The sequence below is a fragment of the Brevibacterium sp. HMSC063G07 genome (assembly GCF_001810665.1).
In the GTDB taxonomy this organism is placed as follows: domain Bacteria; phylum Actinomycetota; class Actinomycetes; order Actinomycetales; family Brevibacteriaceae; genus Brevibacterium.
Genome location: NZ_KV802366.1, coordinates 128,894 through 143,535 on the forward strand (window position 1 = coordinate 128,894; position 14,642 = coordinate 143,535).

At 62.7% G+C, this 14,642-nt stretch carries 17 protein-coding genes; 6 read left to right on the top strand and 11 right to left on the bottom strand.

What is annotated here, in order from left to right; genetic code table 11:
- Nucleotides 1-4: 4 nt before the first annotated feature.
- Genes HMPREF2757_RS11170 through purN form a run of 3 tightly spaced genes read right to left on the bottom strand, consistent with a single transcriptional unit; the run spans nucleotide 5 to nucleotide 2,566 of the window.
- Nucleotides 5-364: a hypothetical protein gene (locus HMPREF2757_RS11170; protein ID WP_070576851.1), complete on the bottom strand. Its 360-nt coding sequence runs from the start codon at nucleotides 362-364 to the stop codon at nucleotides 5-7.
- 20 nt (nucleotides 365-384) lie between these two features.
- On the bottom strand, nucleotides 385-1,935 hold the full coding sequence (gene purH, locus HMPREF2757_RS11175; protein WP_070576853.1) for a bifunctional phosphoribosylaminoimidazolecarboxamide formyltransferase/IMP cyclohydrolase: 1,551 nt from the start codon (nucleotides 1,933-1,935) through the stop codon (nucleotides 385-387).
- Between the two features lie 22 nt (nucleotides 1,936-1,957).
- On the bottom strand, nucleotides 1,958-2,566 hold the full coding sequence (gene purN, locus HMPREF2757_RS11180) for a phosphoribosylglycinamide formyltransferase (protein WP_070576855.1): 609 nt from the start codon (nucleotides 2,564-2,566) through the stop codon (nucleotides 1,958-1,960).
- Nucleotides 2,567-2,791: 225 nt separating this feature from the next.
- Between purN and HMPREF2757_RS11560 the strand changes: the two genes are divergently transcribed.
- The 3 genes from HMPREF2757_RS11560 to HMPREF2757_RS11195 all read left to right on the top strand — a co-directional run bounded on the left by HMPREF2757_RS11560 (nucleotide 2,792) and on the right by HMPREF2757_RS11195 (nucleotide 4,344).
- Complete coding sequence (locus HMPREF2757_RS11560; RefSeq protein WP_081499761.1) at nucleotides 2,792-3,154, top strand: Cd(II)/Pb(II)-sensing metalloregulatory transcriptional regulator CmtR; 363 nt, start codon at nucleotides 2,792-2,794, stop codon at nucleotides 3,152-3,154.
- Nucleotides 3,151-3,750 (top strand): cadmium resistance transporter, encoded by a 600-nt coding sequence (locus tag HMPREF2757_RS11190; RefSeq protein WP_070576858.1) that lies wholly within the window; start codon nucleotides 3,151-3,153, stop codon nucleotides 3,748-3,750. The genes HMPREF2757_RS11560 and HMPREF2757_RS11190 overlap by 4 nt, the downstream gene beginning before the upstream one ends.
- A gap of 141 nt (nucleotides 3,751-3,891) precedes the next feature.
- Nucleotides 3,892-4,344 carry a hypothetical protein gene (locus HMPREF2757_RS11195; protein WP_070777451.1) on the top strand — a complete coding sequence of 151 codons (453 nt, stop codon included), beginning with the start codon at nucleotides 3,892-3,894 and terminating at the stop codon, nucleotides 4,342-4,344.
- Nucleotides 4,345-4,360: 16 nt separating this feature from the next.
- On the opposite strand, the gene HMPREF2757_RS11200 is transcribed toward HMPREF2757_RS11195, so the two are convergent.
- Complete coding sequence (locus HMPREF2757_RS11200; protein ID WP_070576865.1) at nucleotides 4,361-5,524, bottom strand: cell division protein PerM; 1,164 nt, start codon at nucleotides 5,522-5,524, stop codon at nucleotides 4,361-4,363.
- Nucleotides 5,525-5,646: 122 nt separating this feature from the next.
- Here HMPREF2757_RS11200 and HMPREF2757_RS11205 point away from each other — a divergent pair, with 122 nt between their 5' ends.
- On the top strand, nucleotides 5,647-7,248 hold the full coding sequence (locus HMPREF2757_RS11205; RefSeq protein ID WP_141750268.1) for a zinc ribbon domain-containing protein: 1,602 nt from the start codon (nucleotides 5,647-5,649) through the stop codon (nucleotides 7,246-7,248).
- A 128-nt stretch (nucleotides 7,249-7,376) separates the two neighbouring features.
- Here HMPREF2757_RS11205 and rdgB read toward each other — a convergent pair whose 3' ends face one another.
- Genes rdgB through clpS form a run of 5 tightly spaced genes read right to left on the bottom strand, consistent with a single transcriptional unit; the run spans nucleotide 7,377 to nucleotide 10,451 of the window.
- Entirely contained in the window at nucleotides 7,377-7,994 is a 618-nt protein-coding gene (gene rdgB, locus HMPREF2757_RS11210; RefSeq protein ID WP_070576871.1) for an RdgB/HAM1 family non-canonical purine NTP pyrophosphatase, read from the bottom strand.
- Nucleotides 7,991-8,716 carry a ribonuclease PH gene (rph, locus tag HMPREF2757_RS11215; protein WP_070576874.1) on the bottom strand — a complete coding sequence of 242 codons (726 nt, stop codon included), beginning with the start codon at nucleotides 8,714-8,716 and terminating at the stop codon, nucleotides 7,991-7,993. Before rph ends, rdgB begins: the two co-directional genes overlap by 4 nt.
- 21 nt (nucleotides 8,717-8,737) lie before the next feature.
- Nucleotides 8,738-9,583 carry an MBL fold metallo-hydrolase gene (locus HMPREF2757_RS11220; protein ID WP_083304267.1) on the bottom strand — a complete coding sequence of 282 codons (846 nt, stop codon included), beginning with the start codon at nucleotides 9,581-9,583 and terminating at the stop codon, nucleotides 8,738-8,740.
- Nucleotides 9,580-10,143 carry a DUF2017 domain-containing protein gene (locus tag HMPREF2757_RS11225; RefSeq protein ID WP_070576878.1) on the bottom strand — a complete coding sequence of 188 codons (564 nt, stop codon included), beginning with the start codon at nucleotides 10,141-10,143 and terminating at the stop codon, nucleotides 9,580-9,582. Before HMPREF2757_RS11225 ends, HMPREF2757_RS11220 begins: the two co-directional genes overlap by 4 nt.
- Nucleotides 10,140-10,451 (bottom strand): ATP-dependent Clp protease adapter ClpS, encoded by a 312-nt coding sequence (gene clpS / locus HMPREF2757_RS11230; RefSeq protein WP_070576881.1) that lies wholly within the window; start codon nucleotides 10,449-10,451, stop codon nucleotides 10,140-10,142. Before clpS ends, HMPREF2757_RS11225 begins: the two co-directional genes overlap by 4 nt.
- Nucleotides 10,452-10,515: 64 nt before the next feature.
- On the opposite strand from clpS, the gene HMPREF2757_RS11235 reads away from it, so the two are divergent.
- Complete coding sequence (locus HMPREF2757_RS11235; protein ID WP_070576884.1) at nucleotides 10,516-11,841, top strand: nicotinate phosphoribosyltransferase; 1,326 nt, start codon at nucleotides 10,516-10,518, stop codon at nucleotides 11,839-11,841.
- A gap of 7 nt (nucleotides 11,842-11,848) precedes the next feature.
- Here the strand turns inward: HMPREF2757_RS11235 and HMPREF2757_RS11240 are convergent, their stop codons facing one another.
- Entirely contained in the window at nucleotides 11,849-13,648 is a 1,800-nt protein-coding gene (locus tag HMPREF2757_RS11240) for a DEAD/DEAH box helicase (RefSeq protein WP_070576887.1), read from the bottom strand.
- Entirely contained in the window at nucleotides 13,645-13,917 is a 273-nt protein-coding gene (locus tag HMPREF2757_RS11245) for a DUF3039 domain-containing protein (RefSeq protein WP_019175702.1), read from the bottom strand. The genes HMPREF2757_RS11240 and HMPREF2757_RS11245 overlap by 4 nt, the downstream gene beginning before the upstream one ends.
- A 31-nt stretch (nucleotides 13,918-13,948) precedes the next feature.
- On the opposite strand from HMPREF2757_RS11245, the gene HMPREF2757_RS11250 reads away from it, so the two are divergent.
- Nucleotides 13,949-14,461, top strand: a complete 513-nt coding sequence (locus HMPREF2757_RS11250) for a flavin reductase family protein (RefSeq protein ID WP_070576890.1) — start codon at nucleotides 13,949-13,951, stop codon at nucleotides 14,459-14,461.
- Nucleotides 14,462-14,642: the final 181 nt, after the last annotated feature.

Consider the following 14,642-nt stretch of genomic DNA (forward strand, 5'->3'; position numbering starts at 1 on the left):
GCGGTCAGGCTGACGGCAGGGTCAGGGCCAGAAAAACCAAGAGGGCCGCGGCCAGCAGCGTTGTCGCAGCATCGGTGACTGCGCTTCGGTTGACCCAGGTTTTCTGCCATGAGCTCGGAATGATCCGCAGCAGCCCAACAGCGCCGATTGTCGCGGCGAGCATAATGCCGCCCACGCGAACGTTCACCAGCGCACCGGCGCAGGACAAGGCGATGCCGATCAGCGTGTACAGGAGAACCCAGTCGCGCCGCACCGGGTTGGAGTAGCGGCGCTTCCAGTAGATCCACCGTTTGGAAATGGGACCGCGGCCGCCCTTGCGAGCACGGCTCGCACGGCGGCTGCGGGTTTTTCCGGCTTGTGCCATATCGTGTGGGCGACGGTCGATCAGTGGAAGAAGTGGCGCGTGCCGGTGAAGTACATCGAAATGCCCGCGGCTTCGGCAGCGGCGATGACCTCTTCGTCACGGATCGAACCGCCGGGTTGAACGACGGCTTTCACACCGCCGTCGATGAGCACCTGGAGGCCATCGGCAAACGGGAAGAACGCGTCCGAGGCCGCAACCGATCCCTGAGCGCGTTCAGCGCCTGCTCGGTCAACGGCGAGCTTCGCAGAGTCCACGCGGTTGACCTGCCCCATGCCCACACCGACGGCTGCGCCACCGGATGCCAGCAGGATCGCGTTGGACTTCACTGCGCGGCAGGCCCGCCACGCGAATTCGAGGTCGGCCAGTGTCTCTTCGTCCACGGCTTGACCGGCTGCCAGTGTCCACTGATCTGCACGGTCGCCGGCAGCCTGCAGCGCGTCGCGGTCCTGCACGAGGAGTCCTCCGCTGACCTGACGGTATTCCATGGGTGGCACCGAGTAGCCGTCGATCTCAAGGATCCGCAGGTTCTTCTTGGTCTGCAGCAGCTCCAGCGCGTCGGCATCATAGCCGGGTGCGATGACCACTTCGGTGAAGATCGGCTTGATTGATTCAGCTGTGGCCAGGTCGACCGGACGGTTGCAGGCAATGACGCCGCCGTAGGCTGACAGCGAATCGGTGGCGTGGGCCAGCCGGTGCGCTTCGGCAATCGTATCCGCTGTTGCGATGCCGCACGGATTGGCGTGTTTGATGATCGCAACGGCTGGGCCTTCGTGGTCGTAGGCGGCGCGCAGAGCCGCGTCGGTGTCCACGTAGTTGTTGTAGGACATCTCCTTGCCGCCGTGCTGGACGGCGTTGGCTACGCCGCCGGTGCCGGGTGACGCGTAGACGGCTGCTTTCTGGTGCGGGTTTTCGCCGTAGCGCAGGTCGTTCTTCTTCTCTGCGGTCATCCCGAAGAAGTCCGGTTTGGCTTCTTCCCCGCCCAGCTGCTGGCCGAACCACGCCGCAACCGCGACATCGTATGCGGCGGTGTGTTCGAAAGCGGCCTTGGCAAGTTCGCGGCGGGCGGCAAGGTCGAACCCACCGGAACCGGCGGCCTCGATGACTTCTGCGTACCGTTCCGGGTCGGTCACAACGGCAACCGTGGGGTGGTTCTTTGCAGCTGCGCGCACCATGGATGGTCCGCCGATGTCGATCTGTTCGACGACGTCGTCATATCCGGCGCCAGAGGCGACTGTTTCAACAAACGGGTAGAGGTTGACCACAACGAGATCGAACTGTTCAACGCCCAGCTGCTCCAGCTGGTCCATGTGGTCGGCTTTGCGGGAATCTGCGAGGATCCCGGCGTGAACTTTCGGGTGCAGCGTCTTGACGCGCCCTTCGAGGCATTCGGGGAAACCGGTCAGCTGTTCGACTGGCGTCACGGGCACTCCGGCGGCTTCAATGCGCGCCGCGGTCGAACCGGTTGACACGATGTCGACGCCCTGGGCTGCCAGTCCGGCGGCCAGCTCTTCGAGTCCGGTCTTGTCATAGACGCTGATAAGTGCCCGTCGGATGGGACGCTGGTCGTTCACTCTGCTCCTCGGTCAGGTTGCTTCAGGAAGCTGACGGCGTGTACCCGGACACATGCCGTCCGCTCACCTCGATTGTGCCGTGCTCAAGAAAGCGCAGGAGGCGCACAAGCTCGCGGCGCTCGATTGCTTTGATTCTTTCATGCAGGACCGCTTCGGTTTCATTCGGTTCGATCACAACGGGAAACTGCGCGATGATCGGTCCGGTGTCCACGCCCTCATCAACCAGGTGAATGGTGGTCCCTGTGACCTTGGCGCCGTAGTCAAGCGCGTCGCGCACCCCGTGAGCACCGGGGAAAGCCGGCAGAAGAGCCGGGTGAGTGTTGATGATCCGTCCGCCGAAGCGCGAAACGAACGAGGCTCCCAGGATTCGCATGAAGCCTGCCGAGACGATCCAATCGGGGCTGTAGCCGGCAACAGTCTCAGTAAAAGCCTGGTCCCATGCCGCACGGTCGGCGTAGTCCCGCGGGTGCGCACTGAACACCTCGATGTCGGCCGCGCGAGCCCGGTCAAGGACCGGCGCGTCTGCCAGATCAGAGCCGACGGCGACGATCTCGACGCCCGTGTTTGCAAGCCCGTCGATGACGGCTTGGACGAGGGAACCGGTGCCGGAGGCCAGGAGCAGTAGACGCACATGCGGAATTGTATGCCAGCTTTTGCATCAACCCCTATACGCCTTGGTCAGCTCCGGCAGTCTATGTGGTGCATTTGGGCAGCAACAGAAGAGGTGAAAGCAGGCCGCCACATGAAGCTGCGAAAAACCGCTGAGCAAAGTCAACACCGCATAGACCTCTTGTCGCTCCCGTAAAATCTAGAAAATCTAGTCGCACTATTCAGTGTTTGCTGTATAGTTCACTACATGCTGACCAATTCTGCTCGTTTAGATGTCATGAACCGGTTGGGTCGAGCCATGGCCGATCCCACGCGATCCCGAATTTTATTAACGCTGTTGGAGGGGCCTGAATATCCGGCGGTCCTTGCCCACGCTCTGGACCTGACACGGTCTAATGTGTCCAACCACCTGGCCTGTCTGCGCGATTGTGGCATTGTGGTCGGCAAGCATCAGGGACGCCAAACCCGCTACGAGATCGCGGACCCACACTTGGCGCAGGCACTGACTGCCTTGGTGGACACGACCCTGGCCGTTGACGTAGCTGCCCCTTGCATTGATCCGGTCTGCACTGTTGCCGGTTGTGCTCATGATGAGGAGCTCAGCGCGTGATTTCTTCCCTCGTGCAGGCGATTGGCCTGTTTATCGCCACCAACATTGATGACGTCGTCATCCTGTCTCTGTTTTTTGCCCGAGGCCAGGGACAACCAGGAACCACCCGCCGCATCCTGGTGGGACAATATCTAGGATTCCTGGGTATTTTAGGCGCTGCGGCAGCAGCAGCCTTTGGCGCCCAAATACTGCTGCCGGAAGCCATCCTGCCGTACTTTGGCCTGATTCCCCTGGGGTTGGGTCTCTGGGCGGCATGGCAGGCCTGGCGAAATCGCGGCGAAGACGATGATGACGAAGCACAGCTGGAAGGCAAACGCGTCTCGATCTGGGCCGTGGCGGCCGTGACCTTCGCCAACGGCGGCGACAATCTCGGCGTCTATGTGCCAGTGTTCGTCAGCGTCAGCTGGGGTGCAGTGCTGGCCTGCTGCATCGTCTTCTTAGTACTGGTGGCCGTCCTGGTGTTCCTAGCCAAATGGATCAGCTCAAGAAAACCTATTGCCGAAGCCCTGGAACGGTGGGAAGACATTCTCTTCCCAGCAGTGCTCATCGGGCTGGGCATCGTCATCCTCGTCAGCGGTGGAGCCTTCGGACTATAAGCAACCCACACCACAGTTGAATCGCCCATGAGTGACAGACCCGCGCAAGACACTGTCCACCAGGTAGAGCAAATCTGAGCGGGGCGGACCGCCAAGCGGCCAGCAGCCACATCTGTCACGAGGTATGCCAAGATGGACAGCGTGACTCAACCCGAAGCAAATACCCAGAAGCCGAAGAAGGATTCCGAGCAGCCAAGCCGAGCCGCCCAGCTCGGAACGACACTGAGCATGCTCGTCATCGGCGGTCTCCTGGTGTCCATGCTCGGGGTCCCCATCAAGGTGGCGGCCGGCGTTCTCGCTGTTGCCGCCGTCGTTGTGGCCATTCGCTTCTTTGCTGCATCGAGCCGGGAGAACCGCCCAGCTTCGTGGTTCATCATGGGCGTCATCAGCATCATCGTGTCCGGCTACGTGGGGCTGGGCACAATCGGCACGATGCTCACCTACCAGGAGCAGGCGGACTACCAGGAGTGTGTCAGCTCAGCCCTGACCGAACAGGCTTCAGTGTCGTGCACTTCGGAATACAACACAGCCCTCAACAGCAAGTTCAAGAACCTCACGGGCATCGACATGCCCGGACTTGCCCCGGAAAGCTGATTTCCTCAGGCACGGTTCAATCTCGTGCGGCGAAGTGGTCGCGCAGCCGCACCATTCCAATGCCCGCGAAGACGACGGCACACGTGCCCAGACCCGCCAGGAGCATCGTGGGCACAACGTCCACGCCGATTTCGCTGAGGCCTCCCCCGCCGATGCCGCCGGAGAAGAACAGGCACAGCACGGAAAAGCCCAGGAGAATCTGAACCGAAGAGAACACCGCCGGCCACAGCTGGGCAGCCGACTGCCACTCGGCCCGCCCGGTCACCGCCGCAGCGACGGCGACAACCGGAATGAGCGCGAGCAGGCCGGCCCACGGACTGGGCTCGGGCGGGAAAGCGTAGGCGATGGGAAGCGGCGGAACGATGCCCTCGGCACCTCGGTAGGCTGACAGTTCGACACCTCTGGCGAGAGTGACTCCCGCACCGGAAACCCAGGCAATGCCCGCCGCCCACACGGTCGGCGCGTAGGCAAGCTGGATCACACCCAGTCCCACCGCTGCAGCACTCGGCGATGAGTACGCCTGCAGCACGGCTGTCACCTCACCGAAGCGCACGGCTATCAAAACGGCGAGAACGACGTTCGAGCTGATGATCAGCGCCGCGAAGACACGCAGGGTCTGGGCACGAGACATGCGCAGAGCTTCAAGCGCGGCTGAGCCCATGTAGTCGCGCACGGCCCGGTTGATGAGCTCACCGGCCGGCCGCAGGGACACGAGTACGGGACCGCTCAAAAGCACGCAGACACGGATGACACCGCGCAGGTCAAAGGCGGCTCCGCCGATGCTCGCGGCGATGAGCACCAACAGCGCAAAGATCCCGAAGAGCGAAGCGGCCCCGATGATCCGAGACACCAGGCGGTCCTCACCTTCTGGGTCACTGTCGTCGAGCATCCGGCGCAGCCGCACCCCACTCCAGTAGACGGCAAAGAACAGCGCGAGGTTGGCGAGGGTCGGCGGCAGAGACAGCACGGCTGATCCCAACGGCACGGCAAGACCAGCGGCGGCGGCGATTCCGCGCGTCGCCCACACGAGGATGACCGAGGTGGGCATGAGGTGTGCAGCGGCTATCGTCCACACCGCAGCACCTGAGAGGAACGCAACAGCACCCACCACGATGACAGCCGGAAACGCCGAGCGGACTGCGAAGAAGGGGATGCGAAGTCTTTGTGCCGAGGGGTCCATTGTCCCTATGGTGCACGAGCTTCGGCTCGGTTCCCAGCTTCCACGCGGAAAGAAGGTGCAGACTGGGCCCAACTGATAGATTGAGGCGCAGGTCTCAGACAATCAACGCGAAGAAGGAAGCAATGAGCAAGCCAACGCCCGAAGAAGGCAGCAACAGCTCGTCGTCTCCACAGCCGAACTACGGCACCGGACGTCCCCCTGAACAGCCGACTCCCCCGAGCAGCCCTGCAAACGGCTATGGACCGCAGGCGCCTCAACGAGCACCCCAAAGCGGCACGCCCGCGCCGAAGCCCGCAGCCGAACCTCCGCAGAAACCTCCGATGGGCAACCCGCCCGGAGGCGAGGACGCCAAAACCACGGTGCTTCCTCCCGCCGGTGCGCAGGACCCAGCACAGGCTCCCAGGCAGGAAAGCCCACAGCAGCCGCAGACTAGTCCGCAGGGCCCACCGCAGGCCGGGCAGCACAGTGCTCGCCCCGCCTCGGCACCTCGTGGCCCTGCAGACGGCAACACCGCGGTCATACCCCCTGTGAGCCCAAGCGCAGGCAGCGCCGGTGCTTTCGGCGCAGGCGCTGCGGCAGGGGCCGGTGCTGCGGGTGCAGGTCGGATGACACCTCCGCCGGGTCCCGGCATGGGCACCCCAGCAGGTGGCGGCGGCACTGCGATTGCCGCCGCCCCGGTCCGCGAACGCCCCAGAAAAAAGTCCAACACGGCGGCGTGGCTGATCCCTGTGATCGCCGCTTCCGTCGTGGTGATCCTGGTGATTGTCGGCGCTATTGCGCACTTCATCATCAACCGCACCGTGTATGGCCCAGACGCCACGGCTGAAAAATTCGTCGAGGCTCTCAACGAAGGGGACTTCGAAAAGGCGCGCTCATACGCATCGTTTGATACACCCGAAAACGCCTACACTGACCTCATCGACGACCCGAAGTATGCAAAGGCAGCTGCCGATACTCTGTCCAATGCCCAGGTGACCGCTTCGGAGCGCAATGGCGATGATGTCAAGATCACCGTCGGATACAAACAGGGCGAAGAAGACAAGAGCATCGATCTGACCGGCAGCAAGGACGGCAAGCAAGGACTCTTCTTCGACAAGTGGAAGCTCAATGCCCCTGACCTCGGCACCGTGAAGATCAACGCCCCGGCCGGCGCGAAGGTCAAGATCAACGGGGAGGACTTCACAACCTCCAACCCCGACACCGAGTACGCGGTCCTGCCCGGCACCTACGAAATCTCCACTGAGGGTTCGAAGTTCATTGAATCGGCTTCGGCAAAGACCACGGTCGGTTTCGGCGGCGACGACGGCGGCGCAGAGCTCAAGGTCGACCCGAAGCCCACAGGCGAACTGGGCAAGGAAGTGCAGAAGCAGGTCGACAAGCGCATCGACGACTGCAAGAAGGCCAAAGAGTTCGAAAAGAAGGGCTGCGGTCCCATCTCGCTGCCGAAGAAGGCACAGAACACCAGCATCAAGCCTGAAAAGGACGTCAAGCTCAACACTGTTTCGTGGAAGGTGACCAACCCGAAGGTGTCCGCGAAGCTTGACAGCGGAAGCGGCAAGGGCACGTTCCGCACCACCGACAACGGCAAGGCGCAGTTCTCGGCCGACTCGAAGAGCCGCGGCAAGAATGCGTGGAAGCTGGCGACCCCTGCACCCGTGATCGCCAGCGGCGAATTCGAAATCGACGGTGACTCCATCAAGATCACCGAGATCTACGGCTGGTAATACAGAACCTGCAGCTTCAGAATAAAAGGCGCGGCCGGTGAGTACACCGGCCGCGCCTTTTCTGCGCGCAGGGCTGAAGGTGCGAACGCGCAGAAACGTACGCCGCCGGTCCGCTGAGACGGCGCAGGTCAGCTCGCGAAGTGTGCTCGAACCTTCTCCACCAGCTCGCTGAAGGCCCTCCCCCGGTGGGAAACAGCGTTCTTCTCCTCCCGGCTGTACTCTGCCAGGCAGCGGTCTTGGCCTTCCGGAATGAAGATGGGGTCGTAGCCGAACCCGCCCGATCCGTGCGGTGCGCGGGCCAGCGCACCCGGCAGGGCACCTCGGCAGACGATCTCAGTGCCGTCGGTATCGACAAAGGCCGCGGCGCATACGAAAGCGGCAGCGCGGTCAGAGTCTTTGACATCTGCCAGCTGAGCCAGCAGCAGTCGGTTGTTGGCGAGGTCGTCCCCGTGGCTGCCGCTCCAGCGAGCGGAGAAGATGCCCGGCGCACCACCCAGAATGCCGACGGTCAGACCGGAGTCGTCAGCAAAAGCGGGTCGACCCGCTTCGGCAGCGGCGGAGCGGGCTTTGATCAGCGCGTTCTCTTCGAATGTCGTACCGTCTTCTACGGGACTGCTAAGACCCAAAGCCGAAGATGTCACGACTGTCGTACCCGGCAGGGCGCGCGCCAGGATGGTTTCGAGTTCGGCGCGTTTGCCTTCGTTTCCGGTGGCCAGGACGACTGGTTGACCCTCGTGGCCGGTCATGCTTCGAGCGCTTCTTTCTGCAGGCGAGTCAACTCGGCACAGCCAAGGGAAGCAAGGTCGAGCAGCGCTGCGAGTTCGCTCCTGTCGAAGGGTTCTCCTTCGGCAGTGCCCTGGATTTCAATGAATTTGCTGGAGCCGGTCATGACCACGTTCATGTCGGTTTCTGCCTGCGAGTCCTCTTCGTAGGGCAGGTCGAGAACGGGGGTGCCGTCGACAATGCCGACGGACACTGCCGCGAGTGAATCTGTGAGCACTTTGGCACTGCTGCGGATCCAGCCGAGTTCGCGCCCCTTTTCGATCGCGTCGTGCAGAGCGAGGTAGGCCCCTGTGATGGCTGCCGTGCGGGTTCCGCCGTCGGCTTGGAGGACGTCGCAGTCCAGTTGAATGGTGTTTTCGCCCAGCTGTGCGGTGTCGACGACTGCGCGCAGGCTGCGGCCGATCAGTCGTGAGATTTCGTGCGTGCGCCCGCCCACTTTGCCGCGAACGGATTCGCGGCTCGACCGGGTGTGGGTGGCACGCGGCAGCATGGCGTATTCGCCTGTGACCCACCCGGTGCCCTCACCCTTGAGCCAGCGGGGCACGCCTTCGGTCAGCGAGGCTGCGCACAGCACGCGCGTATTGCCGAACTCCACGAGCACGGAGCCTTCGGCGTGGTCGAGCCAGCCGCGCTGGAAGGAAACGGGTCGAAGCTGATCGGCCGTGCGGCCGTCAAAGCGGGTCATGACTGCTCCTCAGTGTTGTTGTTAGGCACCTGCGGCCACGGGTTCTGACGTCCGCTGTGCCCGGATCTCCCATGTGCGGTCAGGCACTGCAAGATCGATGGGGCCGGTGTAGTGGTGTGCTGCCGCGGCGGCGACGGTCTCGGCATTGGTCCAGGGTGCAATGTGCGTCAGAATCAGCCGTTGTGCCCCGGCTTCCTGCGCGGTGCATCCTGCGCGTTCGCCGTTGAGGTGGATGCCGCGCACTGTGTCGCGGCCGTCTTCGAACGCAGCTTCACATAGGAAGGCGTCAGCGCCGCGTGCCGCGGTGGTCAGGTTGTCGCAGGCGTCGGAGTCACCGGAGTAGGCCAACACCGCACCGGCGTATTCGACCCGCACGGCATAGGTTTCAACCGGGTGGTGCACGAGGTGCGGGGTGATGGTCACAGGACCGACCGTGAAGGATTCGCCATTGCGCATGTCGGTGAAGTCAAATGCCTGCTCGAGATCTCCCGAGGCGGAATCGGCTGGAATGGGGCTTGCTCCGGGTTCCGTATGGTGGGCGGCGGTGAGCCGTTCGCGGGTTCCCGCCGGCCCGTACACTGCCAACCGGTTCGGATGCCCGCCCGCTTCCAGGAATCGCGGGTCGTAGCGGTGCATGACGTACAGGCCGGTCACGTCGAGGCAGTGGTCGGGATGTAGGTGACTGAGCACGATCGCGTCGATGTCGGTGTGGGTGATCCAGCGCTGCAGCGGCCCCAGCGCGCCCGAACCCAGGTCGAGAACGATGTTCCACGTTCTGTCGGCTTCCACCTGCAGCAGATAGCAGCTTGCGGCGGAATGCGGACCGGGGTAGGAACCGGACGTGCCGATCGCAGTGAGCTTCATCATTCGCTGTCCCCGTCCAGCTGGTTCATGAACAGTTCGGTGAAGCGCTCCTGTACCCACGAAAGGAAGTCGTAGATGGACAGCAGGGCGGAATCGTTGCCGTCCAGGTGATCTTCACGGTCGTACAGCTGCTGCATATCGTCTTCGGTCACGATTCCCAGTCGACTGGATATGACCAGACGAACGTCGGTCAGGCCGATCATCCACGCGTGTGCTTCGTCCCGACCGATTTCGGCGGGACTGGTTTTGCTCAGTGTGAAGAGGATGGTCTGCAGGTTCGCGATTTTGCCTTCGCGGATGTCGTTTTCGGTGTAGCGGCGAAACTCAGCGGAGGCCTCTGGATTTTCCGGGTCGGCATCCGGCAGCAGCCGAAGGAGCGCCGGGTCGGTGGGCCGTTCGCGGTCTTCTATGCCCACGAGTTTCGCCAAGGGGTCGGTGCTTTCGCTGTCAGACCGACTGTCGAGCAGTGTGATGGTGTCGCTGACGACTCTGGCGACGATTGCCTTCTCCGTGCCGCCGAACTCCAGCTGCGCAAATGCCGAGCTGCTGGGATAGAGCTTCATGCCGCTCCCCCCGAATCCATTTGCCTGCACGAGGCCCACAGACCGAAGCCGTGCATGGCAGCGGTGTCTTTTTCCATTTCTTCGCGCGTTCCCTGGGACACAACGGCTTTGCCGTCATAGTGGACCTGTCGCATGAGCTGGGCGGCTTTTTCCGGGGAGTGGCCGAAGTAGGACCGGAACACGTATGTCACATAGGACATGAGGTTGACCGGGTCGTTGAACACGATCGTGACCCACGGCAGCGCAGGATCGGTCTGCGCGTCAGCGAGGACGTCGGATTCTGCAACGGGCAAGGCGGTGGTACTCACAGGAGTCAACTGTATTGCACTGACTCCCAAAAGACCCGCTGAGCGGTCCGATATGCTCGCGAGTATGCGTGAACTCACAACGTCAGACGGGCCGTCGACCGCTCTGCTGACCGATCATTACGAACTGACGATGCTGCAGGCAACTTTGGATGCCGGCACTGCGGATACTCCGTGTTTGTTTGAGATGTTCGGGCGCAGGCTCCCGCCTGGGCGCCGCTACGGTGTGGTTGCCGGCACCGGTCGGCTGCTGGAAGGACTGAGCCGCTTCCGGTTCGGCGATGACGAGCTGCGCTTTCTGCGCGAGACCGGTGTTGTCTCTGATGATGCTCTGGGCTGGCTGGCCGATTACCGCTTTTCCGGCACGATTCGCGGCTATCGGGAAGGCGATGTCTATTTTCCGGGCTCACCACTGCTCATTGTGGAGGCCCCGTTTGCCGAGGCGGTCATCCTGGAGACCCTCGCCCTGTCGGTCTACAACTACGACAGTGCGGTAGCGGCTGCGGCTTCGCGCATGAGCAGTGTGGCGGGGGGCCGGCCGCTGGCGGAAATGGGTTCGCGGCGCACCAATGAGAGCAGTGCTGTTGCCGCGGCCCGGGCCGCTGTTGTTGCCGGCTTCTCATCGACGTCGAATCTCGAGGCGGGGCGCCGGTTTGGTCTGCGCACCATCGGCACGTCGGCACATTCCTTCACCCTTCTGCACGCCGCGGAAGAAGACTCCTTTCGTGCGCAGATCAACTCACTCGGAACTGACACGACTGTTCTGCTGGACACCTATGACGTCGACGAAGCACTCGAAACAGCCATCCGCATAGCCGGTCCGAAACTCGGCGGTGTGCGCTTGGATTCGGGTGACCTCGGCATTCAGGCTGCCGAGGTGCGCGACAAGCTCGATGCCCTCGGGGCTCACAACACCACGATCACCGTCACGAGCGATCTCGATGAATACGCAATTGCCGCATTGGCGTCAGCTCCCGTGGATTCCTACGGTGTCGGCACTCGACTGGTGACCGGCTCCGGGGCACCCTCGGCCAACCTTGTGTACAAGCTCACGGCTAGGCAGGACGATTCCGGCAAGTGGCACTCGGTGGCCAAAAAGGCTGCGGGCAAGGGCTCACACGGCGGGCTCAAGACTGCGCGGCGGGTGCTGTCCGGCGGAACAGCCATACAGGAAGCCATTGGGGTTCCGCATCTTCCGGAGACTGTCGGCGGCGGTCGTGACCTGCAGGTTGACTTTGTTGTCGACGGGGAAATCGATGACAGCTTCACAGGCCCCGAGGCGGTTGTTCGAGCTCAGGAAATGCACCGGGCGGCCATGGCAGAACTGCCCCGTTCGGCACGGCGCCTGCAGGACGGCGACCCGACGATCCCGACGGTGTTCTACGACGCCTGAGCGGCAGCTATTTTCTGCCGACGAACCAGCGCTGCAGAGTGTTGATCCGGTCGAGGATCTGTTCGCGACTGGCTTGCGCTACAGCCGGTCCCCCGCAGGCTCTGCGCAGCTCCAGGTGAATTGAGCCGTGCGGTTTGCCTGTCCGGCGCGCCCACGCACCGACCATGGACTGCAGTTTGCTGCGGTCTTCTTTCAGCGCGCGGTGCTGAAGCTCCGCCGCATCGGCTTGCGGCTGTGGCTGTGCGGTCTGTCCGCCGCTGCCGCGTCGTTTGACCTGTTCGGCCTGCCTGGCCCGCAGGAGTTCGGCTACCTGGTCGGGTTCGAGCAGACCCGGAAGGCCGATGAAGTCGAGTTCGTCTTCCGAGCCAACGGCACCTCCGGCACCGAATTCGCCGCCGTCGAACAGCACTTTGTCAAAGGACGCCTGCGATTCCAGCGCCTCGTAGGCGCCCTCGTCTAGAGCCGACGACGCACTTTCGTTCCTGTTCGCCTGTTCGAGAGCATCATCATCGAGCAGATGCTCGTCTTCTTCACCGTCCTCGGTTCTGATGTCCAGCGCGTGATCGCGCTCAACTTCCAGCGAGTTGGCCAAGGCCAGGAGAATCGGCACGGATGGCAGGAAGATGGAGGCCGTTTCGCCGCGCTTGCGGGCACGCACGAAACGTCCAATGGCCTGCGCAAAGAACAGGGGTGTAGCCGATGATGTCGCATAGACCCCCACGGCCAGCCGCGGCACGTCGACGCCTTCGGACACCATGCGCACGGCGACCATCCACCGCCGGTCGGACTCTTGGAATTCGTCGATCCGATCGCTGGCGCCTGCTTCGTCTGAGAGCACGACGGTGACTTCTTCGCCTGTGATCTGCTTAAGCTGTTTTGCGTAGGCGCGTGCAGTGCTCTGGTCGGTCGCGATGACCAGACCGCCGGCGTCGGGGACGGAGCGCCGCACTTCGCTCAGCCTGATGTCAGCGGCTTTGAGAACCGCGGGGATCCATTCTCCGCGCGGGTCAAGTGCGGTCCGCCACGCTTGGGCGTGGATGTCTTTTGTCGCGTCAGCGCCCAGCAGGGTCTCCATGACGTCACCGGTTTTGGTCTTCCACCGCATATTGCCCGAGTAGGTCATGAAGATGACCGGGCGGACAACGCCGTCTTCGAGTGCGCGCGAATAGCCGTAGGAGTAGTCGGCCTGCGAAGTGCGAATGCCCTCGTCATCGGGTTCGTAGGTCACAAAGGGAATGGCTGCGGTGTCGGACCTGAAAGGGGTGCCTGTCAGCGACAGGCGGCGCCGGGCGGGGCTGAATGCTTCGCGGATCGCGTCTCCCCAGGAAAGTGCATCGCCGGCGTGGTGCACCTCGTCAAGTATGACGAGGGTGCGCGCACGGGCCGTCCTGTTGTGGTGCAGGACGGCTTTTGCTGCCACCTGCGCATAGGTCACTGCTACACCGTGGAAACCGGGAGCGGTCGAACCGTCGCTGTTCTTAAACCGCGGGTCGAGTTTGATGCCGACTCGGCCGGCAGCGTCTGCCCACTGCACTTTGAGGTGCTCGGTGGGTGCCACGACGGTCACGCGGTCGACTTTGCGCTGTGCCAGCAGCTCGGCTGCCAGTCGCAGAGCGAAAGTGGTTTTGCCCGCCCCGGGGGTAGCAACTGCGAGGAAATCTCGCGGTTCGGTGGTGAAGTACTGTTCGAGGGCTTCAGCCTGCCAGGCACGAAGCTTACCGGCTGTACCCCACGCTGCGCGTTCGGGATAAGCCGGGGGCAGCTGCTCTGCTGCTGATGTGCCCGGAACTCTTCCGGGAGCGTTCACTGGTCGTCGGGCTCCTGGGGGCCTTCTGGCATGGATTCGTAGATTTCTCGGCAGGCTGGGCAGACGGGGAATTTCTGTGGGTCGCGGGAGGGAACCCAGACTTTGCCGCACAGGGCGACGATGGGGGTTCCGTTGACCATCGCCTCCATGATCTTGGCTTTGGGGGCGTAGTGCGAAAAGCGTTCGTGGTCGCCGGGTTCGGTCAGCTGCTCCTGTTGCTGACGTTCAATGGTGGCGCTGCCACCGGGAGCCGAGAACGTTTCAGACATGCCAGCATTCTAGCCGCCTAAACTGAGCGGTATGGATAGACCCCAACGTGATTCCGTCGGCATTGACGAGTATCGACGCCTGACCGGCTATATGTCTGTCGGTCTTGCTGTTCTGACATGTGCGAAGGGTTCGCACACCGCGGCAATCACCGTTGATTCCTATATGAGTGTGTCTTGGGATCCTCCGACGATGGCGGCTTCTGTCTATTCCGGTTCGCGCATGATGGAGGCTCTGGGCACCGCGAGGCGGTACACGCTGAGTGTTCTGTCTGCAGACCAGCAGGACACTGCCGAATGGCTTGGAACGCCCGGACAGCCTATCTACGGGCTGCTGTCGCAGATCCCGACGGAGCAGACTGCTTTGGGCGAGGTGGCCATTGCCGGCTGTCTTGCCTATTTCACTGTCGTCATTGCGCAGCAAACGGAGATTGCGACGCACACTCTTGTTTCGGGGCCGGTTGTCGATCAAGGTGAGCGGAACGTTGAGGGGACTCCTCTACAGCGTTTTCATCGCTCATATGGGACATTCACCGATAGGCACTGAGCAAAGGCCTAAGCGCAGAAACGAAGATTCCCCGGGCGGCGTGAAGCTGCACGGGGAAACACAAAACAGGAAGCACATAGCAAAGCTGCCCAAGACGTTTATAGGCGACGGCCTATGGAATAAGCAGCGGGGTGGGATTTGAGGTGGTGAATGGGTGAAGGCCCTGGCAGGGGTTCTGGGA

Coding starts and splice junctions, on each gene's coding strand:
- HMPREF2757_RS11170 (WP_070576851.1), bottom strand. CDS start 364: ATGGCACAAGCCGGAAAAACCCGCAGCCGCCGTGCGAGCCGTGCTCGC.
- HMPREF2757_RS11560 (WP_081499761.1), top strand. CDS start 2,792: ATGCTGACCAATTCTGCTCGTTTAGATGTCATGAACCGGTTGGGTCGA.
- HMPREF2757_RS11200 (WP_070576865.1), bottom strand. CDS start 5,524: ATGGACCCCTCGGCACAAAGACTTCGCATCCCCTTCTTCGCAGTCCGC.
- HMPREF2757_RS11205 (WP_141750268.1), top strand. CDS start 5,647: ATGAGCAAGCCAACGCCCGAAGAAGGCAGCAACAGCTCGTCGTCTCCA.
- rdgB (WP_070576871.1), bottom strand. CDS start 7,994: ATGACCGGCCACGAGGGTCAACCAGTCGTCCTGGCCACCGGAAACGAA.
- rph (WP_070576874.1), bottom strand. CDS start 8,716: ATGACCCGCTTTGACGGCCGCACGGCCGATCAGCTTCGACCCGTTTCC.
- HMPREF2757_RS11220 (WP_083304267.1), bottom strand. CDS start 9,583: ATGATGAAGCTCACTGCGATCGGCACGTCCGGTTCCTACCCCGGTCCG.
- HMPREF2757_RS11225 (WP_070576878.1), bottom strand. CDS start 10,143: ATGAAGCTCTATCCCAGCAGCTCGGCATTTGCGCAGCTGGAGTTCGGC.
- HMPREF2757_RS11235 (WP_070576884.1), top strand. CDS start 10,516: ATGCGTGAACTCACAACGTCAGACGGGCCGTCGACCGCTCTGCTGACC.
- HMPREF2757_RS11245 (WP_019175702.1), bottom strand. CDS start 13,917: ATGTCTGAAACGTTCTCGGCTCCCGGTGGCAGCGCCACCATTGAACGT.
- HMPREF2757_RS11250 (WP_070576890.1), top strand. CDS start 13,949: ATGGATAGACCCCAACGTGATTCCGTCGGCATTGACGAGTATCGACGC.